Origin of the sequence: Staphylococcus sp. GDB20D11A (genome assembly GCF_016893255.1) — a bacterium.
GTDB lineage: Bacteria > Bacillota > Bacilli > Staphylococcales > Staphylococcaceae > Staphylococcus > Staphylococcus aureus.
Genome location: NZ_JAFEPJ010000007.1, coordinates 53145 through 77035 on the forward strand (window position 1 = coordinate 53145; position 23891 = coordinate 77035).

Annotated in this window: 24 protein-coding genes and 3 pseudogenes; 18 read left to right on the forward strand and 9 right to left on the reverse strand. The window is 28.6% G+C overall.

The features are described 5' to 3' along the window. Positions 1-116 precede the first annotated feature (116 nt). The 5 genes from pmtR to pmtD are packed head-to-tail and all read left to right on the forward strand — an operon-like array spanning position 117 to position 3680. Positions 117-497: a PSM export ABC transporter transcriptional regulator PmtR gene (pmtR, locus tag JV528_RS05385; RefSeq protein ID WP_000691584.1), complete on the forward strand. Its 381-nt coding sequence runs from the start codon at positions 117-119 to the stop codon at positions 495-497. Then, entirely contained in the window at positions 494-1390 is an 897-nt protein-coding gene (pmtA, locus tag JV528_RS05390; RefSeq protein ID WP_204177542.1) for a phenol-soluble modulin export ABC transporter ATP-binding protein PmtA, read from the forward strand. The genes pmtR and pmtA overlap by 4 nt, the downstream gene beginning before the upstream one ends. Beyond that, positions 1391-2071 carry a phenol-soluble modulin export ABC transporter permease subunit PmtB gene (gene pmtB / locus JV528_RS05395; RefSeq protein WP_000645730.1) on the forward strand — a complete coding sequence of 227 codons (681 nt, stop codon included), beginning with the start codon at positions 1391-1393 and terminating at the stop codon, positions 2069-2071. Continuing rightward, a complete protein-coding gene (pmtC, locus tag JV528_RS05400) occupies positions 2068-2940 on the forward strand; it encodes a phenol-soluble modulin export ABC transporter ATP-binding protein PmtC (protein WP_000763048.1) in 873 nt (290 codons plus the stop codon). The genes pmtB and pmtC overlap by 4 nt, the downstream gene beginning before the upstream one ends. Beyond that, entirely contained in the window at positions 2940-3680 is a 741-nt protein-coding gene (gene pmtD / locus JV528_RS05405; protein WP_001221658.1) for a phenol-soluble modulin export ABC transporter permease subunit PmtD, read from the forward strand. Before pmtC ends, pmtD begins: the two co-directional genes overlap by 1 nt. 65 nt (positions 3681-3745) lie before the next feature. Here the strand turns inward: pmtD and JV528_RS05410 are convergent, their stop codons facing one another. After that, positions 3746-4309 (reverse strand): thioredoxin family protein, encoded by a 564-nt coding sequence (locus JV528_RS05410; protein WP_000182842.1) that lies wholly within the window; start codon positions 4307-4309, stop codon positions 3746-3748. Positions 4310-4429: 120 nt separating this feature from the next. Between JV528_RS05410 and JV528_RS05415 the strand changes: the two genes are divergently transcribed. The 3 genes from JV528_RS05415 to JV528_RS05425 are packed head-to-tail and all read left to right on the forward strand — an operon-like array spanning position 4430 to position 6410. Continuing rightward, positions 4430-4954 (forward strand): hypothetical protein, encoded by a 525-nt coding sequence (locus tag JV528_RS05415; protein WP_204177541.1) that lies wholly within the window; start codon positions 4430-4432, stop codon positions 4952-4954. 59 nt (positions 4955-5013) lie between these two features. Next, a complete protein-coding gene (locus JV528_RS05420; RefSeq protein WP_001033968.1) occupies positions 5014-5571 on the forward strand; it encodes an HAAS signaling domain-containing protein in 558 nt (185 codons plus the stop codon). Further along, positions 5568-6410, forward strand: a complete 843-nt coding sequence (locus JV528_RS05425) for a DUF4097 family beta strand repeat-containing protein (protein WP_000713075.1) — start codon at positions 5568-5570, stop codon at positions 6408-6410. The genes JV528_RS05420 and JV528_RS05425 overlap by 4 nt, the downstream gene beginning before the upstream one ends. A gap of 56 nt (positions 6411-6466) precedes the next feature. On the opposite strand, the gene JV528_RS05430 is transcribed toward JV528_RS05425, so the two are convergent. Further along, positions 6467-7507, reverse strand: coding sequence for a C45 family autoproteolytic acyltransferase/hydrolase (locus JV528_RS05430; protein ID WP_001188074.1), 1041 nt, complete (start codon positions 7505-7507; stop codon positions 6467-6469). A gap of 450 nt (positions 7508-7957) precedes the next feature. Between JV528_RS05430 and JV528_RS05435 the strand changes: the two genes are divergently transcribed. Continuing rightward, a complete protein-coding gene (locus tag JV528_RS05435) occupies positions 7958-8131 on the forward strand; it encodes a hypothetical protein (protein ID WP_000267034.1) in 174 nt (57 codons plus the stop codon). Between the two features lie 56 nt (positions 8132-8187). Here JV528_RS05435 and JV528_RS05440 read toward each other — a convergent pair. Continuing rightward, positions 8188-8493: pseudogene (locus tag JV528_RS05440) on the reverse strand (YolD-like family protein); the annotation flags it as partial. A 183-nt stretch (positions 8494-8676) separates the two neighbouring features. Here JV528_RS05440 and JV528_RS05445 point away from each other — a divergent pair. From JV528_RS05445 to JV528_RS05460, 4 genes are read left to right on the forward strand one after another with little or no spacing between them, the layout of a single operon-like run. Beyond that, positions 8677-9789, forward strand: a complete 1113-nt coding sequence (locus JV528_RS05445) for a tyrosine-type recombinase/integrase (protein ID WP_000706213.1) — start codon at positions 8677-8679, stop codon at positions 9787-9789. Between the two features lie 2 nt (positions 9790-9791). Continuing rightward, positions 9792-11855, forward strand: coding sequence for a tyrosine-type recombinase/integrase (locus JV528_RS05450; RefSeq protein WP_000026850.1), 2064 nt, complete (start codon positions 9792-9794; stop codon positions 11853-11855). Between the two features lie 8 nt (positions 11856-11863). Further along, positions 11864-12229 (forward strand): DUF6262 family protein, encoded by a 366-nt coding sequence (locus tag JV528_RS05455; protein ID WP_000410574.1) that lies wholly within the window; start codon positions 11864-11866, stop codon positions 12227-12229. A 4-nt stretch (positions 12230-12233) separates the two neighbouring features. Then, entirely contained in the window at positions 12234-13604 is a 1371-nt protein-coding gene (locus tag JV528_RS05460) for a hypothetical protein (RefSeq protein WP_204177539.1), read from the forward strand. Between the two features lie 42 nt (positions 13605-13646). Here JV528_RS05460 and JV528_RS05465 read toward each other — a convergent pair whose 3' ends face one another. Together JV528_RS05465 and blaZ are read right to left on the reverse strand one after the other, a co-directional pair. Continuing rightward, positions 13647-14057, reverse strand: a complete 411-nt coding sequence (locus tag JV528_RS05465; RefSeq protein WP_000612779.1) for a YolD-like family protein — start codon at positions 14055-14057, stop codon at positions 13647-13649. A gap of 314 nt (positions 14058-14371) precedes the next feature. Continuing rightward, the gene (blaZ, locus tag JV528_RS05470; protein WP_204177537.1) at positions 14372-15217 is read right to left on the reverse strand and encodes a penicillin-hydrolyzing class A beta-lactamase BlaZ; all 846 of its coding nucleotides are present in this window, start codon (positions 15215-15217) and stop codon (positions 14372-14374) included. Positions 15218-15323: 106 nt separating this feature from the next. Between blaZ and blaR1 the strand changes: the two genes are divergently transcribed. Next, positions 15324-17081 (forward strand): beta-lactam sensor/signal transducer BlaR1, encoded by a 1758-nt coding sequence (blaR1, locus tag JV528_RS05475; protein WP_001096367.1) that lies wholly within the window; start codon positions 15324-15326, stop codon positions 17079-17081. Further along, a complete protein-coding gene (gene blaI / locus JV528_RS05480) occupies positions 17071-17451 on the forward strand; it encodes a penicillinase repressor BlaI (RefSeq protein WP_001284658.1) in 381 nt (126 codons plus the stop codon). The genes blaR1 and blaI overlap by 11 nt, the downstream gene beginning before the upstream one ends. 87 nt (positions 17452-17538) lie before the next feature. Here blaI and JV528_RS14640 read toward each other — a convergent pair. Continuing rightward, a pseudogene (locus JV528_RS14640) lies at positions 17539-17640 on the reverse strand (hypothetical protein); the annotation flags it as partial. 270 nt (positions 17641-17910) lie between these two features. Here JV528_RS14640 and pglS point away from each other — a divergent pair. Beyond that, positions 17911-18939 carry a 6-phosphogluconolactonase gene (gene pglS / locus JV528_RS05485; RefSeq protein WP_204177536.1) on the forward strand — a complete coding sequence of 343 codons (1029 nt, stop codon included), beginning with the start codon at positions 17911-17913 and terminating at the stop codon, positions 18937-18939. Between the two features lie 119 nt (positions 18940-19058). Here the strand turns inward: pglS and JV528_RS05490 are convergent, their stop codons facing one another. Continuing rightward, entirely contained in the window at positions 19059-20438 is a 1380-nt protein-coding gene (locus JV528_RS05490) for an aldehyde dehydrogenase (RefSeq protein ID WP_001021226.1), read from the reverse strand. A gap of 51 nt (positions 20439-20489) precedes the next feature. Here JV528_RS05490 and JV528_RS14645 point away from each other — a divergent pair. Next, positions 20490-20660 (forward strand): annotated as a pseudogene (locus tag JV528_RS14645) (hypothetical protein); the annotation flags it as partial. Positions 20661-20855: 195 nt separating this feature from the next. On the opposite strand, the gene JV528_RS05500 reads toward JV528_RS14645, so the two are convergent. Together JV528_RS05500 and JV528_RS05505 are read right to left on the reverse strand one after the other, a co-directional pair. Continuing rightward, positions 20856-21785 (reverse strand): manganese-dependent inorganic pyrophosphatase, encoded by a 930-nt coding sequence (locus tag JV528_RS05500; protein ID WP_204177534.1) that lies wholly within the window; start codon positions 21783-21785, stop codon positions 20856-20858. A 52-nt stretch (positions 21786-21837) separates the two neighbouring features. After that, positions 21838-22398 (reverse strand): cysteine hydrolase family protein, encoded by a 561-nt coding sequence (locus JV528_RS05505; RefSeq protein WP_000149686.1) that lies wholly within the window; start codon positions 22396-22398, stop codon positions 21838-21840. Positions 22399-22769: 371 nt separating this feature from the next. On the opposite strand from JV528_RS05505, the gene JV528_RS05510 reads away from it, so the two are divergent. Further along, positions 22770-23867, forward strand: coding sequence for a glycosyl hydrolase family 28-related protein (locus tag JV528_RS05510; protein ID WP_204177532.1), 1098 nt, complete (start codon positions 22770-22772; stop codon positions 23865-23867). Positions 23868-23891: the final 24 nt, after the last annotated feature.

A 23891-nucleotide genomic window follows, 5' to 3' on the forward strand; every position in this document is an offset into this window, starting at 1 on the left:
ATATTACAATACTCAGTGTTATTTCTGAAGACTGGTTGATAATGAGATATGCATATTTACAAAATTGTGTATATTGTGTATATTGTATATATACAGAAGATGATAGGGGGACGTTGATGAAAATAATTTTAAAAAACAATAGTGATTTTCCGATTTATGAACAGATTAAGCAACAAGTAAAACAAAATATTTTAAAGGGGCATGTTGCTCCTGGAGAGCATTTGCCATCAATGAGGGAACTTGCCAAAGATCTTCAAGTAAGTTTGATTACTACCAAACGTGCTTATGAAGATTTAGAGAAAGACGGTTTTGTTACAACAATTAGAGGAAAAGGGACCTTTGTTAAGGAACAAGATAGTTCTATTTTAAAAGAGAAACAATTTTTTACCATTGAAAATTTGGTTAAAGAATTGGTTAATGAAGCGCAAGCCATCGAAATGTCACTTGAGGAACTTCAAGATATTTTAACGTTCATTTATGAGGAGGAATCATCATGAATACCATAGAATTAAGTAATGTTAATTATTCAAGTGACCAGTTTAATTTAAAGAATATCTCTTTCAAAGTTCCTCAAGGATTCGTCACTGGTTTTATTGGTAGAAATGGCGCTGGTAAAACCACAATAATAAGGTTAATTATGGATTTGTATCAACCTCAAACTGGTGTTATTAGAGTATTAGAAGAGGATATGGCTCTCAATCCGATAGAGTTAAAGAATAGAATTGGGTTTGTTTACGCTGAAAATTATTTTAATGAGAGATGGACTACGAAGCAACTTGAAAAAATGATTGCCCCTTTTTATCGTAAATGGGACCATCAAGTATTTGAATTTTATCTTGAAAAGTTCGATTTACCAATCAATAAATCAATAAAAACATTTTCGACTGGCATGAAAATGAAATTATCACTAGCAGTTGCATTTTCACATCATGCTGAATTGTATATTTTTGATGAGCCTACTTCAGGTCTTGATCCCTTAGCTAGAAATGAGCTATTGGAGATAATTCAGCAAGAATTAATTGATGAAAATAAAACAATATTCATGTCGACACACATTATCTCAGATTTAGAAAAAATAGCTGATTATATCATTCACTTAAGTGACGGTGAAGTTATCTTAAATGGTTCAAAAGAACAACTGTTACAAAGATATCAAGTTGTGAGTGGTGCAATTGAGGACCTTGATGATGAATTAGCATCTCTACTTATTTTTGAAGAACATAAGCGTACGGGATTTATAGGATTAACAGAACATGCGCAAGTATTTAAAGAAATTTTAGGTCATAAAGTGAATATCACTACACCTTCTATTGAGAACCTAATGGTTTATCTTGAAAAGAGAAAACCTAAATATCATGAAAACATCAAATTGATGGAAGAAGGTTTTTAAATGAAGGCATTGTTAATTAGGAATTTTAAATTACGACGATATACACTTATCATCTATGTTCTATTATTAACCTTATATCCTTTTTATATAATGCTTGACTCAACAAAGTTCTTTTACTTATTGCAATCTTTTATAAGTCCAACAATATTGATTATTTGGATTTTAGATGCTGGTCACTTATTTAGACTCAATCGTAGATTAGGTGGTAATGATTCATATTATTTTTATATGAGTTTACCAGTGTCAAAAAAACAATTGCTTAATGCCAACTATATTACATGCATTGTTTTAACATTAATTGGAACGCTTGTTATTAGTTTATATGCTTATGAAGCAGATGTGATTGAACCAAATTCAATCTATTTTTCAACTGCATATGCATTTGTCATATCTAACTTCTTGTCTATACCAATTGCATTTAGTCAATTTACAGAATTGCGTAGAGTCAAAGTGCCATATGGTATATACGTGTTTACTATTATCATTTTAGTTCCATTTTTATTTTCAATTGCAATAGTGTTGGTGAATTATTTTGTTCTAAGTCAATCATCATTCCCAAATCTATATTCATATATTTTAAATATCGGTTTTCTAATTATAAGCATTGTTATACTTATTGTTAATTATTTTAAACAGCTCAATAAAATAAATACTAGAAAATTTAAAGGAGGCAGTCGATGAAATTAGAACATATTACAAAAAAATACGGCTCAAATGTCGTTTTAAATGATATTGATTTTGACTTTGGCGATAGTAGAATTGTCGGATTAATAGGGAAAAACGGTGTTGGTAAAACAACCGTTATGAAAGTAATGAATGGTAATATTATTAAATTTGATGGAAAAGTAGATATTGATAATGCAGATAATATCGGTTTTTTAATTGAGCATCCTAAATTATATGATAATAAATCAGGATTGTATAACTTGAAATTATTTGCACAAGTATTAGGTAAGGGTTTTGATAAAGCATACACAGACAAAATTATAGATGCATTTGGTATGAGACCTTATATTAAAAAGAAAGTTAAGAAATATTCAATGGGGATGAAGCAAAAGTTAGCAATTGCAGTATCTTTAATGAATAAACCTAAATTTTTAATATTGGATGAGCCTACAAATGGTATGGATCCAGATGGCTCAATTGATGTGCTGACTACAATTAAGTCTCTAGTAAATGAACTTGATATGAGAATTCTAATATCAAGTCATAAGTTAGAAGATATTGAATTAATTTGTGATAGAGCTGTATTTTTAAGAGACGGACATTTTGTTCAAGATGTAAACATGGAGGAAGGTGTTGCATCTGACACAACGATAGTTACTGTTGATCATAAAGACTTTGATAGAACTGAAAAATATCTTGCAGAGCATTTCCAATTACAAAATGTCGACAAAGCAGACGGACATTTAATGATCAATGCACAAAAAAATTATCAAGTTATACTAAAAGCATTATCTGAATTAGATATTTATCCGAAATATATTGAAACACGTAAAAGTTCATTGCGTGATACGTACTTCAATATAAATCAAAGAGGTGATAAATAATGAGAATTTTAAATTTAGTTAAGTATGATCTTTATAGTATTTTTAAAAGTCCTTTAACATATTTAGCGATACTAGTCGTATCTAGTTTGATTGCAACTCAAAGTATACTTATGGCAAATTCGATGGATAACCCGAAACATATTATTGTCTATGGATCTGTATTTGCTGCAGCAAAATGGTTATTGTTAATAATTGGATTAATGTTTGTTGTTAAGACAATTACGCGTGATTTTTCACAAGGTACAATTCAACTATATATGAGTAAAGTTAAAACACGCGTTGGATACATTATTTCGAAAACAATTTCAATTATTTTAATTTCAATATTATTTGCATTAATTCATTATGTGATTTTGATTGTTGTGCAGGCATCTAGCAATGGAAAAAATTTGGCGTTTTATAAATATGTAGATAATTTATGGTTCTTCCTAATCTTTTTACTATTCTTTGGCTTGTTTTTATTCTTAATCACACTTGCATCACAAAAAACAGCAATGATATTTTCATTAGGTGTATTTTTAGTACTCATTGTACCGTTTATTAAACCTTTTATTACATTTATCCCAAGATACGGTGATAAAGTTTTAGATGCTTTTGATTATATCCCTTTTGCTTACTTAACTGATAAAATGATTAGCTCTAACTTTGATTTTAGCAATTGGCAATGGGTAATTTCATTAGGTTCTATAGTGATATTCTTCATTTTGAATATCTTATATGTCGCTAAAAAAGACATTTAATAAAAATAATTTTGAGGTTGGGAATTTTAAATTTTCCCAACCTCAAAGTTTGTCTTATTGTAAATTTATTTATTTTCTAATTTATTTAGGATGGAATTATAAACTGCTTTCCAAAATGAAGCGTCAGTTTTATAGCGGTTTGATATAACTAAGTGTGTTTCTTTTTCTAAATCTGCATAGTCTGGATGATCTTTGCTCGGTAATTTATCAGCACGAACATCAGTTACAAATTTTTGGACTTCATTTGCTCTTGGTCCCCAAACTGTTTCTTGTTCGAATTGATCATTCAAGAATACGAAGATAGGAATTGCACGTGATTTACCATTTGTTAAATATTGATCGATCAGTTTTGTATCATCATCTCTATGGAACACGCGTACTTCTAAATTTAATGCTTCACTGATGTGTTTTAGAATTGGGAGATTCATCATTGCATCTCCACACCAGTCTTCAGTAATTACTAATACTTTAGAATAATTCATCTCTTTTATTTTTTTGATGCGTGAATCATCTTCTGGTAACTCAAATGATTGATAGATACTGAGAACGGTATCTTGATTTGTCTTCATTCCATCAATGTATTCATTTAAGGGTTGGCTATTTTTGAAATAAGTTTCTAAATTTGTCATTGTAAAAACCTCCTTTAGCATTTACAACATTATACCAATTTATAGTAATAAAAGGTAATGAAATAAATTAATTGCAAATTCTTTGTTAATTTTTGTTAAGGATGAAACGGGAAGCACCTTATGCTATATTTAAATAAGTACAAAGAAAGGGTGACATCAGTGCGTATTCAAAATCGCTGGGTTGTGTTTATATTATTTTTAATCTGTTCTTTTGGTGTATTAATTGGTTTATATCAATATCGTCATACGAAAACTGTGGATTTGTCTAATCTTGAAATAAACGATATTAAATTAAATGTGAAGTTTGATAAAAAAGGCTATGGAGTAAATAAAAAAATTAAGTTTGATCGTTTTAAATTTTATAACAGTAAAGCTCACCCTGACCTTACCGTTAAAGTGAGAGAAAAGGATAACATCGTTAAGGGGATAATATTAGTAAGAGATGAAAAGATACATACTAATTTTGATGGGGGAATTGGTTCGCCGATAAATAACGCGATTGAAAATCTTGGATTCGGATATAAAAGAACAAAAGTTGGCAATGATTTCTCATCGGTAAAGTATATTGATAGAGATAACCATTTAAAATTAAACTTACTTTATCAAGATTTAGAAATTAAACGTATTGAATTTTTTAGTAAATAGCTTTAGGTCTTAAAGTTATAAAAAACGAATGAATAATTTTATTGGGATGAGTGACCTATATGAACAAGATTACTTATTTAAATGAATTAGAAACAGCACTTGATGCGCTACCTAGGCATTTAAGAGATCAAAAAATGTATGAATATGAACGTTATTTTTATGAGCAAGAACTTAATGGCGTTGATGAAGAGGAAATTTTAAAGAAGTTAAAAGACCCACAAGATGTTGCAGCTGAAACAAAAGCTAGAAGTGTTATTGATTATGCTGAATCTAAACCAACATTTGAAAATATTTCAAGAGCTGTTGCTGCTTCATTAAGTTTAGGCATTCTATCTATTTTTGTCATCCTTATACCAGTATCTATAGTTGGATTATTTGTATTAGCATTATTTTTAATATCACTTTTGCTGCTGTTTTGTCCAATTATTTTATTAGCATCAGCAATATCCAGAGGAATTGTAGACTCAATTAGTAATGTATTTTTTGCCATATCATATTCAGGATTAGGATTAGTATTTATCATTGTCATATTTAAGATTTTAGAATACATTTATCGTTTAATCTTAAAATATTTACTTTGGTATATTAAAACTGTCAAAGGAAGCGTTAGAAAATGAAGAAATTCTTTTTTATTGGGCTTTTAGTGTTTGTTGTCTTTTTTACAGCAGCAACCATTATTTGGTTCAGCTATGATAAAAACAAATATGGTACTAAACAATATGATAAAACATTCAAAGACGATGCTTTTGACAATGTATCTATAAATTTGGATAGTACAGAACTTCGTATAAAACGGGGGAATCAATTTAGAGTTAAATATGATGGTGACAATGATATATTAATTAATATAGTAGATAAGACGTTGAAGGTTAGTGATAAAAGGTCTAAGACAAGAGGATATGCAATTGATATGAATCCTTTTCATGAGAATAAGAAAACGTTAACGATTGAAATGCCTGATAAAATGATCAAACGTTTAAATATATCGTCTGGAGCAGGAAGTGTTAGAATCAGTGATGTTGATTTAGAGAACACAAGTATTCAAAGCATTAACGGTGAAGTAGTTATTAAAAACTCAAATCTTGACGCACTAGATTCAAAGACAAATAATAGTCCTACTTATATTAGTAAAAGTAACATTAAAAATAGTAATATTAAAGTTGTTATTGGTACGCTACAAATCGACAAGAGTCAAATTAAACAATCCATATTTTTAAACGATCATGGTGACATTGAATTTAAAAACATGCCATCAAAAGTAGATGCAAAAGCTTCTACTAAACAAGGAGATATTCGTTTTAAGTATGATAGTAAACCTGAAGATACTATACTAAAGCTAAATCCGGGAACGGGTGATAGCGTAGTTAAAAATAAAACATTTACTAATGGTAAAGTTGGGAAAAGCGACAATGTTTTAGAATTTTATACGATTGATGGTAATATCAAAGTTGAATAAATAAAGGATGTAAGCACCGATATTAGGAAGCATAATTTCTCTAATATCGGTGTTATTTATTTGTTGGCAAAAGTTAAGTCGGTATCTATATTGCCAGTAAAGTGAGTGATATTAAGGTCTTGACCATCTAACCATGATTTGAAATCTATTATTTCTGGTGGCGCGTTTTCTCCCAATGTAAAATATGCAGTTAATGTTTCAGGGTGATACATTGATGTATGGATGGTGCCAGACCAGCTTTTGAATAGTTTACTGTAAATTTCATACTGAGGATTATTGAATAACTTAAATGCTGTAGTCATATCTAAATTATCATTAGTTTGTGAAATGGTACGCGCTAGTCTTTCTTTAGATTCTTTTGTATAATTGCGATTTTCATGTGTTAATATTTCAAAATGATTTGTACATATATTATCATAACGAACATCTATTGATCTCGGCGTCACTTCAACAATTGCATGGTTCAATGATTTGTCCATCAGTATGTAGCTAAATGAGCTTCTGTGTGGTATTTCTTTCAATAATTGGATTGCTTCTGTTACATTCCGGCAATTTTCAAGAATTAGACGACCAATCATATAACATACAAAACCATTTGCTGGTTTCTTCCGGTGCATAAAGTTATAGCCCATAGTTAATCCTGACTCATTCATACCATCCATTCTTCCAGTTACCCTTGATACAGGACCAATTTGAGCTAAACCGCTATCTGTAGGTTGATAAAGTAAGTAGCGACCATCATAAGTTGCAGGGTGATAATCATAATTTCTAACCATGAAGTCTTTGCCTTGAAAGACCGTGCAACCACTTTCTTTTAAATCGGTAAAACGATAATGTCCAAAGTTTAAAATAATTTGGCGTGTTGGCATTTTGAGTATACTTTGTAGTCCCATTAATTCTTCCCATATTTGAGGTGCGTAAGTTTGGAATATTTGATAAGTTTCATTTACATCTATATCGAAACGTGGGACACGTTTTTTCCATTCTTTTTCTCGATTTTTTAGCAGAGGTGTTTGTTGAAGCCATTTACCAGTTTTAACACCTAACTCGAAATGTGAACCTCTAAAAGTCATGATATCTGATGTCACTTGTTGCATATCATCGGCCCCTTTCTTTTTAGTTGTAATATATTGTAAATAAATAGTAATCGTATGTATATTGAATGTCATGTTAAATAAAGTTATATTTTACTAAATGAAATATAAAATTGTTTGAGGTGATTTCTCGGTGTATAAGACTTATCAATCAGTTAAAACATATTTTTATAGATGGTGGGGATATTAAGTTAAAAACTTAAAATCATCTTATCATAAATATCAATCTTAAGTTAGCATTCACGATAATAGTCATTGTTAACATTAGCATATAAGGTCATGTCACGTTGAAACAGAGGTTCCTCGGCATTTTTGAAAATAATCATTAGCTTGCTCGCTATATAATTTGATGAATATATTTCGTAAAAGTGGGTATTTATTTAATGATTATTCTATATATGATAGTATAATGAAATGTAGATAGGTATTTAATTTAACAGAGGTGAAATTGAGATGTGGAATTTTATTAAATGTGTGTTTAAATTCGTATTTAGCTTAGTTGCTATTACAACATTAGTTGCTGGTGTTGGTGTAGTAGCATTTGCTTATATCTTTAAAAAAGATTTTGAAGATATTGAAAGAAAAACTAAAGAAATTATTTCTGATATTGAAAGTAAAAATAACTAATAACATTTAGGCAAGGACAATATAGATTGTTCTTGCCTTTAATTATGTTCAAAGCATTAAGGTAACAAGACAATATCTAAGATATCAAAGATAGAAATTTTTTGACGTTGTTGCTGATTGTAAACATAACCATCAATTTCATAATTAATAGCATCAATACGATAAATGGTTAAGCGTACTGAATCTACAAAGCCATTATTATAAAATTTAACTTCTACAGGTTGGGCATATTGTAGCGCCTCGTGTAACCGAATGTTTAGCTCAGCCAATTGATCATCTGATAATACAGGACGTGTAATTTTGTTTTGGTCGATAATGTATTGTTGAATCGTTTCGAATTGTTCGGGTAATGTTGCAAAAGGTTATATATATGTTGAAGAATATAGACTATTTTGTTTAAAATGAATCATATTTTAAGAAAAAATGAACAAAGTAAAAATATTAAATAGTCTTTTTTTATTACGTGTAATAAGTTTAATATGTATGATGTAAAAAGAATTTGAATAGTGTATACTTATACTATTAAAATTAGAAATGAGATTATTATGAAAATAGTAGAAGTAAAATCTAAGAATGGTACCAATTTTATGATTTTAGATGGTAATAATGAACCTATAGTAGATGCAGTAAGATATTTGAAGTATCTGGATAGTGTTAAGAAAAGTTTAAATACCAAGAAAACCTATGCCTATGCACTAAAAAATTTTTTTGTTTACTTAGAAAGTAAAAAGATATGCTATAAAGAAGTTAGTTTTGATAACTTTGTTGATTTTATAAGATGGATGAAAACACCTTTTGAATATGAGAATGTCCTCTCTTATCACCGAAAAGAAAAAAGCATTAGTCCTAAGACAATTAATCTGACTATGACTGTAGTATCTAATTTTTATGATTATCTCTATAGGAGTAAAAAATTAGATGTTAATTTCTATGATTTTATGCATATGGAAAGTAAATACTCTAAAAAATATAAAAGTTTCATGCATCACATAAATAAGGACTATAGAACGTTGAAAAATATTTTGAAAGTTAAAGAACCAAAGAAAAAAATAGAAGTGTTAACTAATGCGGAGGTTAAGAAATTATTAGAGGAAGCTAATAATATTAGAGATAAATTCTTAATACAATTACTATATGAAACCGGATTACGTATAGGTGAGGTATTATCATTACGTATTGATGATATTAAATTTGACTTTAGAAAAGGCCATCAAATAGTTTTGAAAAATAGATTTAATGATAATGGTACTTATTTGAAAACTGGGGAAAGAAAAATATTTATTTCCCAATCGTTAATTGATTTATACGATGATTATGTCTACGAAATAATTGACGAACTTTCAATATGTTCTGATTATCTTTTTGTAAAAATAAAGGGGAGAAATGTAGGAGAAGCTATGAATTATAGTGATATATATTCATTATTTAAAAGGCTAAAACATAAAACATCTATAAATGTTCATCCTCATTTATTTCGCCATACACATGCAACTGTTTTTTATAATGAAACTAAGGATATAAAACAAGTTCAAGAAAGACTTGGTCATAGTAATATACAAACGACTATTAATTTATATGTTCATCCCACTGAAGAAGATATACGTGAAGATTGGAATAAAGTAAAGCATCAATTTCAAGTTTTTAATAAAGGGGAATGACTATGTCAATACCAATTAATTTACCTACAAACAGTACTATGATTAATGAATTATGTACATTACAAAGTAGAACCATCAATATAAAAGGAGAGGTTTTAATAACTGAAATATATGATGATTACTTTTTTAAAAATGATGAGTGGCACATTACAGCTTTTAACAAATTCAAGCAATTTCAAGATAGTATCAAGAACTATAGAGACAAAAGAAAAAATGTTTTCTTTAGGATTAAAAGTAAAAATTTGAATTTAGAATTTAAATACCTTTTTTTGAAACTGATAGTTAAAGAGGATTGGTCCTTATCTAATTTATTTAATACTGGAGCAGTAAAGCTTAATAAGATTGCTAAGTTCTTTAATGAAGTTTATCCAAATTTAAATTCTTTACTTGATTGTGATATAAATACATTAGAAAAGCACTGGTTTAATTGGCTGACTGAAAATAATATACCAATAAAAAGAAGATCATCAACAATAGTTTTTGGTGATTATGAATACAAAAGCGGACTGGCTTCTTTTTTAAAGAATATGTACATTAATCTAATTAAGTTCATTGATAAGCGAGAAGAATGGGAAAAAGATAAATGGGATATTAGAAATTTAGAAAAATATGGATTGAGTTATAATAAAACACTAACTGGCAATTATTTAAACTTTGAAAAAATTGAGTCAATTAAAATGCGAGAATTAGCAAAAAAATATTTAAAAAATCGTTTGATAACTGGTGATATAGCATTTGCTACAGCAAGGTTTTATATAAGAGTTTTAACTAGGTTTTTTCAAAATATATCTAAAAATAAAGAAACAAGGAATAGTTTAAATGAACTAGATAGATGTCATATCGAAGCATATATAGAATTTTTGTTTGAATATGCAGCTAATAAACATTTGCAAAGTACTAAGAATTTTGTGAGAGAAGAATTAAAAACAATTAGAAGGTTCTTAAACGATATTATAACTCAAAACTATGCTATAGCACCGTACCAAGATATACGATTTTTAATTTATCCTCAAGACTTACCTAAACACGAAAAGAAAAATAGTAGCCAAATTGATTATATCCCAGATTTTGTATTGGAACAGCTTTTTGAGCATATAAATGATTTGCATAAAGATTTAATACCTGTAGTTTGGATAGCTTTTAAAACAGGATTAAGAATTTCTGATGTATTGACATTACAAAATAATTGCCTTGCAAAAGTTAATGGAAAGTATTCAATAATCACAGATATTGCTAAAACTTTTGTTAAAGGACATAGAATACCAATTGATAATAAATTAGCTGATATAATAGCAGTTTTAATAGCCGATTCTAAAAGTAAAAGTACAAAAGATAATAATCCTAATAATTATATTTTTGCTATTTATAAAGGAAAAAGAAAGGGAATGCCCTTTACACAACATATGGTCAGAGCACACTTAAATCATTTATCAAAGACTAAAAATATTATTGATGAACAAGGAGAAATCTTCCATTTCAAAACTCATCAATTTAGACATACCTATGCAGTAAAATTGTTAAATGGTGGAGCAGATATATTAACGATACAAGAATTATTAGCACACTCCTCACCAGAAATGACTCTAAGATATGCTAAGTTACTTGATGATACAAAGAGAAAGGCTTTTGAATCAGTTATTGATCAAGGAGCTTTTAGTTTTGATGTTGACGGTAAAATTAAAAATATACAGCATAGTAGTGAACTATCTGAAAAAGCATTGAATTCTTTATGGCAAGAACATAAATTAAACGCAATGGACAATCCTTATGGCACTTGTCATGCTAGATTGAGTGGTGATTGTCCATACATGGAAGCTCCGCCATGCCTGACTTGTAATTCTGGGAAACCATGTAAGGATTTAGCTATTGGATTTTCTGATTTAGATGTTGAAAAATATGAATTACATATCAAATCAACGGTCAAATCTATAGAATTAGCTAAAAATAATAATAGACAAGATATGGTTGAAAAGCATATAAATATATTAAATAAATATGAAGAAATACTAGGTAATATAAAAGATGGAAACATTATATTCGGGAGAAGTAATAGAATAAAAGTATAGAGGTTAAGATGGAAAAATTTAATAGACAAGAACAATTAAAACAGTTGCATGCAGAACGAAAAGTTAAAACCGAGAAAAAAGTTGATAAAGCAATAAATGATTTAGTTCAAAAAAATAAAGAAATTAACTTTAACATCGTTTCTAAACATTCAAAAGTTTCGAAAGCTACATTATATAAAAATAATAAAATTCGAAAGAAAATAGAGAAGTTACGTGAACAAAACAGAGAAATATTTGTTCATAAAAATAAAAATGACGGTAAAGATGCGTTAATCTCCTCTTTAAAAAGAAAAGTAAATTCTTTAGAAAAAGAGAAAAAAATGTTGAAAGAAGAAATTAGCGTTTTATATTCTAGGCTGTATGAGGATATTTAAAATAATGGACAATAAAATTGAAAAGATTCTAGAAGATATTAATAAATTACAAGGCTATAAAGTAACATATCAATATGCTACTGCTATAAATATAAAAGATAATAACATGAACCCTTGGTTTGAAAAAATTGAGGAAATTCTATTGAATGTAAAAGGAGTTATACGCATTTTATCTCCTGACAACCCCCCGGTAAATTATGATTATTGGATTTTACCTGGAAGATATAAAAGACATACAAAAGAATATCACGAAAAACTAGAAAAATTTTTAGAAAAATTTGCTACTAATGCAAATATTAATGATGGATTGTTTGATCAAAATAATATACATGGATACAAATATAAAAAATATATATTCACTCCACATATTGAAATTACTCATGAGAACACTTTGAATTTATTTTTTTTAACCTTAACTATATTTAACAATGGTACATTTGTTAAAGAAATCATTGAAGACTTAGAGAGTATAAACTTTGGAAGCGACTTGTATAGTACTTTCTCATGTGTAAAAGATAAGATATATCCTCTAATTAATCAAGAAAAAAATAATAGACAAAGACAGTATCAATTGTATGGTAATAGACATTGTAAAAATATTAGAGATGTTTCTAGACAAATTAATAGAATTATAAAAATTAATAGTAAGGATATTTTTGAATATAAAGTATCTAAAAATATGGGTTTTGAAGTTTATTATTTAGCTAATGAAAATGAATTTACTGATGATCCTTTCTATGAGGACGTGAAGATTCAAGAGTGGTTAGTAAATGCGCCTATTTTTTCATTTGAAGGAAAAAGTAAACATTTTAGGCAAGATGGTTATAGCGATAATTATATAAACTTCTTGAATAAAGCATCTGTTTTTGTAGTTTGGATGGATGAGCAAGAAGAAGATGTTTTAGAAAAATGTTCTCAAATGGCACTTTATTTCAATAGTTCTGCTAATTTCTTTTTCTTAGAAACTATGTTAAATGAATTACAATTGTATGGGTATCAACAATATAATTTAAATGGAAAAAAAGAAGCCCTATATTTTAGACAATGGATACTAAATTTCAAGAGATCTATTGCAATTATTTATAGAACAGAGCTTTTACCTAGTTTATATTTATATTTGTATCTAAAGAATAATAATGATTTTAAATCTCCACAATATATTGAAGAATTAAACAAAGAAGAATTATCACTAATTGAATTGGAGCAGTCATATAAGGAAGAAGAAAGAAGCGAAAAATTAAATAAACTTTTGTTAATAATAAGTCTTTTATCAATTTTCCAAGTAGTAGAAATTTTTTTCAGTGATAAAAATAATATATTTAATATCAGTATGATACTTATAATGATTTTGCTAGAAGTATTTCGAAAAAGGTAATTATAAGAACACTATTTAAACTTTTTAAAAGTTTAAATAGTGTTAAGTGATACTACAAACGTTAGCATTATTTAAATTATATATATTATTGTTAGTATCAGAAAAGGAAAATGTATTACTAATTTCATCCTTTTTTAAAATTTTTCCTGTATATTTTGAAATGTTACCGTCTTCCCAATATGAGATTGTACATAACTCATCATTTTGAATTTTTATTTGAAAAATCTGATCTAAATTATCTAATGAATCATGTGTTAGCAATGGTTTTTCTATTTTATTTTGATCCTTTATAATTTGTTCTAAAATTTCAAACTGTTGCGGGAGAGTCGCAAAAGCTTGCCATTTGATTTTTCCACGCCCTTGAGGGATTTTAGGGTTTAAATATTTTCTTGGTATTTTTCTATAATCAGTTTCATATTTATATTCATCTGGCGCATTAGGATTTGGAATCATGTTTACCACCTCATCATCATTGTAGAACGTATGTTCTTTTTTTGGCAAGGATTATATAATTTTTTAATGTGATTAATTAATTAATTTAAAATAAGTTATTTTCTATATGGAAAAGTTGAGTAAGATTATCGAGCATTTATAATTATAGTAACTGGAATTATGATGTTTGGTATGTTAATAGTATTTTCTCTTTTAAAAAATGTGAACATAAAAAAATAGAACATATATAATTATAAATAATATATATGTTCTTCGATATTATGAAGTTTTATGAAAGATAGAATTATATCAGTTTTTGTAGTACATTTAGACTATTAAAATTTGTTTATTACATTCTTGGCGGTTTCACTTATCAATTTATCATTAGGTTTATCACTTTTATTGTCTTTATTCGTAAAAATGACTAAAATAATAGGTTCAGATTGGTTCTTAGGATAAACAAAAGCTACATCATTTCTAGAAGCATATGTTATTGCTTGACCACTTTTATCAGCAACCTTATAGTCTTTTGGAACACCATCTTTAATTAAAGTGTCTCCGTTTTTATTATTTAACATTAAATCAAGTAAGAAATTTTTATTTTTTTTGCTTAATTTTCCATTTGCGATAAGTTTATTTAAAGTCTTGCCGAAAGCAGCAGGCGTTGAAGTATCTTTTTTGCTCTTTGGTGAATAGTAATTTAATTCTATTTCATATCTAACTGGATTTGTTACTTTATCTCCCAATTTTTTTAAACGTTTTTTAATTTTTTTGATTCCACCGATTTCGTTTATAATTTTATTGTTTGCTGTATTATCACTATACTTCATTGAAGCCTCAATAAGTTCTTTTAAAGTGATATCTTTTCCTACATATTTTTCTAAAATAGGAGAATAAGCAACTATATCATCTTTGTTAATATGTACTTTTTTATTTAACTTATTATAAGGTACTTGTTCTAACAAAATAGCACTATTTATCGCTTTTGAAGTTGAAGCATAGGCAAATCTCTTATCGGCATTAAATTTTACTTCCTTACCACTTTTAGTATCTAATGTATAGACACCAATATTAGCATTATATTTCTTTTCTAAATTATTTAACTCTTTAGCATGTGAACTGGTTGAATTACATGCACTTAAAACTAAAGCAATTGCAATTAAAAGTATTAACTTTTTCAAAATATACCCTCCAATATTACAGTTGTAATTTCTATAAATCAATAATATTACAATTGTAATATTCGCGTCAATAGTTTATTATAAATATTTGAAAGAAGGTGTTGAAATGGCTAAGTTATTAATAATGAGCATAGTAAGCTTTTGTTTTATATTTCTATTGTTATTATTTTTTAGGTACATATTAAAACGCTATTTTAATTATATGTTAAATTATAAAGTTTGGTATCTAACTCTTCTTGCAGGATTAATTCCTTTCATCCCTATTAAATTCTCTTTTTTTAAATTTAATAATTTGAATAATCAAGAGCCCACAGTTGAAAGTAATTCACACAATTTGAATCCTAACATAAATACCACTAAACCTGTTCATGAGTTTACAACAGACATCCATAAGTTTAATTGGGATTCAATAGATAATATCTGCACAGTTATTTGGATAGTTTTAGTTATTATTTTAAGTTTTAAATTTTTAAATTCTTTATTATATCTTAAGTATTTAAAGAAACAGTCACTTTATCTAAATGAAAAAGAAAAAGATAAAATAAACAAGATACTTTTCAATCATCAATATAAAAGAAATATTGTGATTCGAAAAGCAGAATCTATTCATTCTCCAATAACTTTTTGGTATGGAAAATATATTATTTTGATTCCCAGTTTATATTTTAAAAGTATAAATGACAAAAAACTAAAATATATAATATTGCACGAGTATGCTCATGCTAAAAACAGAGATACTTTGCATTTAATTATCTTTCATATTTTTTCTATTGCTATGAGTTATAATCCACTAATACAAATTGTAAAAAGAAAGATGATTCATGACAATGAAGTAGAAGCCGATAGATTTGTCCTTAATAATATTAACAAAAATGAATTTAAGTCTTATGCGGAAGCTATTATGGATTCCGTATTAAAAACCTCATTTTTCAACAAAAATATATTAAGCCATTCATTTAATGGTAAAAAATCATTACTCAAAAGAAGATTAATTAATATAAAAGAAGGCAATCTGAAGAAGCAGTCAAAATTAATTCTAATTTTTATTTGTATTTTTACTTTTTTTATCATGATAATTCAAAGCCAGTTTTTAATGGGGCAATCCTTAACTGATTATAATTATAAAAAGCCCTTACAAAGCGATTACCAAATTTTAGATGAAAGTAAAAATTTTGGTTCAAATAGTGGATCTTTCGTTATGTACAGCATGAAGAAAGACAAATACTATATTTATAATGAAAAAGAAAGTAGAAAAAGATATTCTCCTGATTCAACTTACAAAATTTATTTAGCACTGTTTGGACTTGACCGTCATATTATAAGTGATAAAAATTCACGTATGTCATGGAATCATAATCATTATCCTTTCGATTCTTGGAATAAGGATCAAGATTTAAATACGGCAATACAAAACTCAGTTAATTGGTACTTCGAACGTATTAGTAATCAATTATCAAAGAACTATACTTCTGATCAACTCAAGCAATTAAATTATGGTAATAAAAATTTGGGAAGTTATAAAGCCTATTGGTTGGAAGATAGTTTGAAAATATCTAATCTTGAACAAGTAATAGTTTTAAAAAATATGATGGAACAAAATAACCATTTTAGTAAAAATGAAAAGAAACAATTATCTTCTTCGTTATTGATTAGAAAAAATGAAAATTATGAATTGTATGGGAAAACAGGTACAGGTATAGTAAACGGGAAATATAATAATGGGTGGTTTGTAGGTTACGTAATTACAAATCATGATAAGTATTATTTTTCTACACATTTATCAGATGAAAAAGCCTCTGGTGAAAATGCTAAATTCATAAATGAAAAAATATTAAAAGAAATGGGTGTTTTAAATGGCCAATAAGCAAGTTGAAATATCTATGGCTGAATGGGATGTTATGAATATAATATGGAATAAAAAATCAGTATCAGCTAATGAAATTGTAGTTGAGATTCAAAAAAATAAAGAAGTTAGCGATAAGACGATTAGAACATTAATTACAAGACTATATAAAAAAGAGATTATAAAACGCTATAAATATAATAATATTTATTTTTACTCATCAATTATTAAAGAAGATGATATTAAAATGAAAACTGCTAAAACCTTTCTTAATAAATTGTATGGAGGGGATATGAAAAGTTTAGTGCTTAATTTTGCGAAAAATGAAGAATTAAATAACAAAGAAATTGAAGAATTGCGAGACATTTTAAATGATATTAGTAAAAAATAAATAGATATAGGGTTCAAACATAATACATATATAAATTATGTTTGAACCCTATTAAATTAGATTTTTTATGAGATTAGTACATATAATGAATGGAGCCCACTTAATCATGCCTCTTCCCATAGGTATATTGTTATCTAGTAATTCTCTTGGAACGTTACGATAATCAGTTTCTTCTTCATAACTTGTCATCCTTAATTCACCCCAATCTGATAATTACATTATACGAACATGCGTTCTGTTTTGCGACAAAAATTTTGTAGAAGCATAAACGCGTTAATAATGAATGCTCGTGTAAGTAAAAAAGGGGGATTAATTAAAATCGAATAATGACATATCACCAGCAAATAGTTCTTTTAAAGTAGTTAAACAGTTTTAGCTTTAAGGGAATGATAAATGATTGTTAATTCTAGCTAAAATTTAATAAAATGAAAATAAGACTAACATGGAGGGGTAAAAGTAATGACAAATGGATATATTGGTTCTTACACTAAAAAGAATGGTAAAGGGATTTATCGTTTTGAATTAAACGAAAATCAGTCACGTATTGATTTATTAGAAACAGGATTTGAATTAGAAGCGTCTACATATTTGGTGCGTAATAACGAAGTTTTATATGGAATCAACAAAGAAGGAGAACAATGCGGTGTTGCGAGTTTGAAAATTGATGACAATGGTGAATTGCATTTATTAAATAAATGTTTGTCTTCAAAAGCTGGTACAGGTTGTTATGTATCGATTTCAGAAGATAAACGATATTTATTTGAAGCGGTATATGGTGCTGGCATCATACGTATGTATGAATTAAATACGCACACAGGTGAAATTATACGTCTAATTCAAGAACTTGCGCATGATTTTCCAACAGGTACACATGAAAGACAAGATCATCCACACGCACATTATATTAATCAAACTCCAGATGGTAAGTATGTTGCAGTAACAGATTTAGGTGCTGATCGTATCGTTACTTATAAATTTGATGACAACGGGTTTGAATTTTATAAAGAATCTTTATTTAAAGATAGTGATGGGACAAGACATATTGAATTTCATGATAATAGAAAATTTGCTTATGTCGTACACGAATTATCCAATACTGTGAGTGTTGCAGAATATAATGACGGTAAATTTGAAGAGCTCGAGCGTCATTTAACAATTCCTGAAAACTTTGATGGAGATACTAAACTTGCAGCAGTGCGTTTATCTCATGATCAACAATTCTTATATGTATCTAATAGAGGGCATGATAGCATTGCAATTTTTAAAGTTCTTGATAATGGTCAACACTTAGAACTAGTAACAATTACTGAAAGTGGTGGTCAATTCCCAAGAGATTTTAATATTGCCTCATCAGATGACCTTTTAGTTTGTGCTCATGAGCAAGGAGATTCAGTTGTAACTGTTTTCGAAAGAAATAAAGAAACAGGTAAAATTACGCTATGTGATAACACTCGTGTAGCATCTGAAGGTGTATGTGTCATATTTTAATCTTTAATTAATTATGATAAAAAGAAAACCATGTTTCCAAAAAATTTGTGTATACCTTGAAATTTATTGTTTTCAAGAACATCAAATTATGGAAGCATGGTTTATTTTTGTCTCAAAAATTAATTTTTAAAGAAAGCCTTGATGTATTTAAATTTACCTTTATATGGTGGTAAATGGACACCTGATTCTAATCGTGTAGATTTGAAAATGTAGCTTTTTTCATGTGTAAAAGTGTCGAATGAATATTTACCATGATAGCGTCCCATACCTGAGGCGCCGACACCACCAAATGGTAATTTAGGATTCGCTAGGTGCATCAATGTATCATTAATAGCGCCGCCGCCAAATGATAGCTCGTTTATTACACGTTGTGTAGCATTTTCATCTTCGCTAAATAAATATAAACTCAAAGGTTTTGGTCTTTGGTGAATAAAGGCTATTGCTTCATCCAATGACTGATATGTTAAAATCGGTAAGATAGGACCAAAAATTTCTTCTTGCATAATTGCTGAATCACTTGTAACGTGATCTAACAATGTTGGTTCTATATAACGTTCATCCTCATCACTATGACCACCAAATACAATATTCATTTGTGCACTGTTAAGTAATGACGTCAGACGATGATAATGTTTAAGGTTTACAATGCGGCCATAATCTGGACTTTGTTGTATATTTTGACCATAAAATTCACGCAACGTTTTTGATAGGGCTGTGATTAAATCATCTTTTACAGATTCGTGTACTAAAATGTAATCTGGTGCAACACATGTTTGGCCGGCATTAGTAAATTTCCCAAAACAAATGCGCTCACTGGCAACTTTAATATTCGCTGTTTCATCAACGATGACTGGAGATTTACCGCCCATTTCTAATGTCACAGGAACTAAATTTTCGCTGGCAGCTTGATAAACGATTTTGCCTACATTTTCACTTCCTGTAAAGAAGACATAGTCGAAAGGTAAGTGAATTAACGTTTGCGTTTCTTCAATTCCTCCCTCAATAACTTCAATGTAATTTGCATCAAATGTTTCATTGATTAATCGTTTAATCACTCGTGCAACATTTGGTGTCAACTCAGATGGTTTAATAATTGCTGTATTACCTGCTGCAATAGCACCGATTAAAGGTTCGAACACTAGTTGAAAAGGATAGTTAAATGGTGCAATGATCAAAACTGTTCCATAAGGTTCTTTTTTGATATAGCTTTTTGTTGGAAATAAATATAAAGGTGTGTCTACATTTTTTGTTTTAGTCCAGTTTTTAAGTTCCTTACGGGCATTTTTGATACTTTTCAAAGTTATGCCAATTTCAGTAGCATAAGCTTCGACTTTATTTTTTCCTAAATCTGTATATAGTGCTTCTAAAATATCGCTCTCATATGATTTAATAGCTTTGCTTAACTTCTTTAATTGCTCTTTTCTAAAACTAATATCTTTAGTTTGTTGTGTATTGAAAAAAGCTTTACTGTCATAAAATTTTTGCTCAATGATATTCATAATGAAAAGAACCTCCTTATATGATTATTTTGGAAAAAGTGATTAATTGATTTGAATGTTGTGGCCGTTAATTTTAAATGGTCTTTCGAATTATATATGTTGAAAGTTGAAAATAGAGCGATGAATCGTGTACATAATAATATTTATAACTTTAATCATAACGAAAAAGGTAGGAAGAAAACAAAAATTTATACTCAACATCGCAAATATTTTAAGAAAATGTTAAGACAAAAGGGAAATTGTATAGAAATCACTAATCTGTGGGTTAGGATAGCTAAAGAAATGAAAACTGCTATTGAAAAGGTTGTAAATTAGTCAAACGTAAATAAAAAACAGTTCATTGAAAGTGAAATAAATTCTACTTTAATGAACTGTTAGTTAAAAACAACATGTCTATAATTAGACAGTAATATAGTATTATTTTGTTAATGCTTCAGTGATTTGAGGTACGATTTGTTTTTTTCGAGAAACAACACCAGATAAGAAGGCCATGTCATCTTCTAATTGAACATTGAATGCTTCGCCAACTTTATCTTTTTCAGCACCTACAACTAAAATTTTAGAATCACTATTAATGATGTCAGTAACAACAAGTACAAATAAGTCATATTTTTCTTGTGCACTTACAGCTAACATTTCTTTTTCTAAATCTTCTTTACGATTTAACACTTCGTCAAGGTCAACAGCATTAACTTGTGCAATACGAGTCACATAGTCACCCATAGTAAATGATTTAGCATCCATGTTTAATAAGAATTCAACTGATTTATCAGTTGTTGAAGCACCTGCTTTTAACATATCTAAGCCGTACTTTTGAATATCAACTTTAGCAATATCTTTTAATTCTTCAGCTGCTTTAACATCTTGTTGTGTACATGTTGGTGATTTGAAAAGTAAGCTATCTGAAATAATTGCTGATAACATTAAACCAGCAATTTCAGGTTTAATTTCAAAGCCACGTTCTCTAAACATTTTGTATAAAATTGTAGCTGTACAACCAACTGGTTCAGCACGATAACATAAAGGACCAGCAGTTTCGAAATTTGCAATTCTGTGATGATCAATTACATGCTTAATTGTAGCAGAGGCAATCGTATCAGAACTTTGTTGGAATTCGTTATGATCAACTAAGATAACATCTTGACCATCTAAAGCATCCGTTAATAATTCCGGAGCAGGTACATTAAATGTATCTAACGCGAATTGAGTTTCTGCACTCACATCACCTAAACGGTATGCTTTGGCTCCTGAATTACCTCTAAGTTGTTCAAATTCTGCCATAATAATCGCAGATGAAATTGCATCAGTGTCTGGATTCTTATGTCCGAAAATATATGTTTTAGCCATTGTCAAATATCTCCCTTGTATATTGTATTCTTTATAATTATTTTAGCACGATTTAAACGTGTTGTTCTACCTCTGCACCTAATGAGTTTTTGAAATGTGCAAGTGCCCATTCATGCCCTTTTTGATTAAATGAAGCCACTCCCTCAGCAGGTACTGAAATTTTATAACCTAAGTTGTATGCAGAAATTGCTGTATGTAACACGCAAATATCGGTACATACACCAACGATTTCGACTTGATTAATACTTCTTTCTCTCAATAAACTATCAAGCGGGGTACCAAAGAACGAATCATAGCGCGTTTTATCAATGAAATGTACATTAGGTTGCGCTTTAATTGTTTCGTATAATTTACCTACTTTACCGTATAATTCTCTACCACTTGTATCTACGATATTGTGTGGTGGGAATAATTTACTTTCAGGATGATGAATGTCATGTAAATAATGTAAATCCATTAAAAAGAATATATGGTCTTGATAATAATTAAAGTCATTGATACGAGAAACAATAAAATCTTCAATATTTTGTCCAGGTTTACCGCATGTTAGTAAGCCGTCGTCTGCGATAAAGTCATATGAATAGTCAACAACTAATAGTGCGCGATGTGTCATTCAACATCTCTCCTATATAATAATAAAATAAACTCCCATCTATTCATAAATGCTAGAGTAATTTTTAACCCTAATGGTTAATATATAAATATAGATTAAGTATATAGATTAATCAACTTTTTTGGAAGAGCAAATCACGCAATCAACAAATATTATAAGATGTTTTTACGGTAGTTTTAAAATAGCTGTAATAGAATACTAAATGTGACAAACTTAGAACTAATATCAAGTGATGATGTTTTGAATATAAAAATGCTAATAGATGACATCACGAGATTTATGACTATCTGCTAAATCAACCTAACACGATTATAATTTGAATAATTGGTTAATATATGAGTGATTAAAAAATAGACAAAGGATGACGATTTATGTATATCAATATGAAAGATTATGGGTTAACAGGCATAAACAAAACTAAAGATACTCGAGCAATACAACGTGCGTTAAATCATGGAAGATGTAAACCAACGACAGTTTATATACCGAAAGGGACGTATGATATTTGCAAACCATTAACGATATATGGCAATACAACACTTTTGTTAGATAATGAAACTATTTTACGCCGATGTCATTCGGGTCCTTTATTAAAAAATGGTCATCGCTTTGGTTTTTATCGTGGTTATAATGGACACAGTCATATTCATATCAAAGGCGGCAAGTTTGATATGAATGGCGTATCGTATCCTTATAACAATACAGCTATGTGCATTGGGCATGCTGAAGATATTCAATTAATAGGTGTAACCATTAAGAATGTAGTGAGTGGTCATGCAATTGATGCTTGTGGGATTAATGGACTCTATATTAAAAACTGTTCATTTGAAGGATTCGTAGACAATAGTGGCGAACGCTTTTATTCTGAAGCAATACAATTAGACATTCAAGTACCTGGTGCTTTTCCAAAATTCGGAACGACAGATGGTACGATAACGAAAAATGTCATTATCGAAGATTGTTATTTTGGACCTTCAGAATTGCCCGAAATGGGAAGTTGGAATCGTGCTATTGGCTCACATGCAAGTAGACATAATCGTTACTATGAGAATATTCATATTAGAAATAATATATTTGAAGATATACAAGGTTATGCATTAACTCCCTTGAAGTATAAAGATGCTTTCATTATTAATAATAAGTTTATTAACTGTGAGGGTGGTATTAGATATTTAGGAGTTAGAGATGGTAAAAATGCTGCAGATGTGATGACAGGAAAAGACTTAGGTTCCCAAGCAGGAATAAATATGAATATAATTGGAAATGAATTTAAAGGATCAATGTCTAAAGATGCGATACATGTACGTAATTATAATAATGTTAAACATAAAGATGTATTAATCGTTGGGAATACATTCAATAATTCGACTCAATCAATTCATATGGAAGATATTGATACAGTGTTTTTAAGTCCTGTTGAAGCGGGTATTCAAGTTACTACAATCAATGTAGATGAAATAAAAAAGTAAAAAGTTTCGCATGACATTAAGATT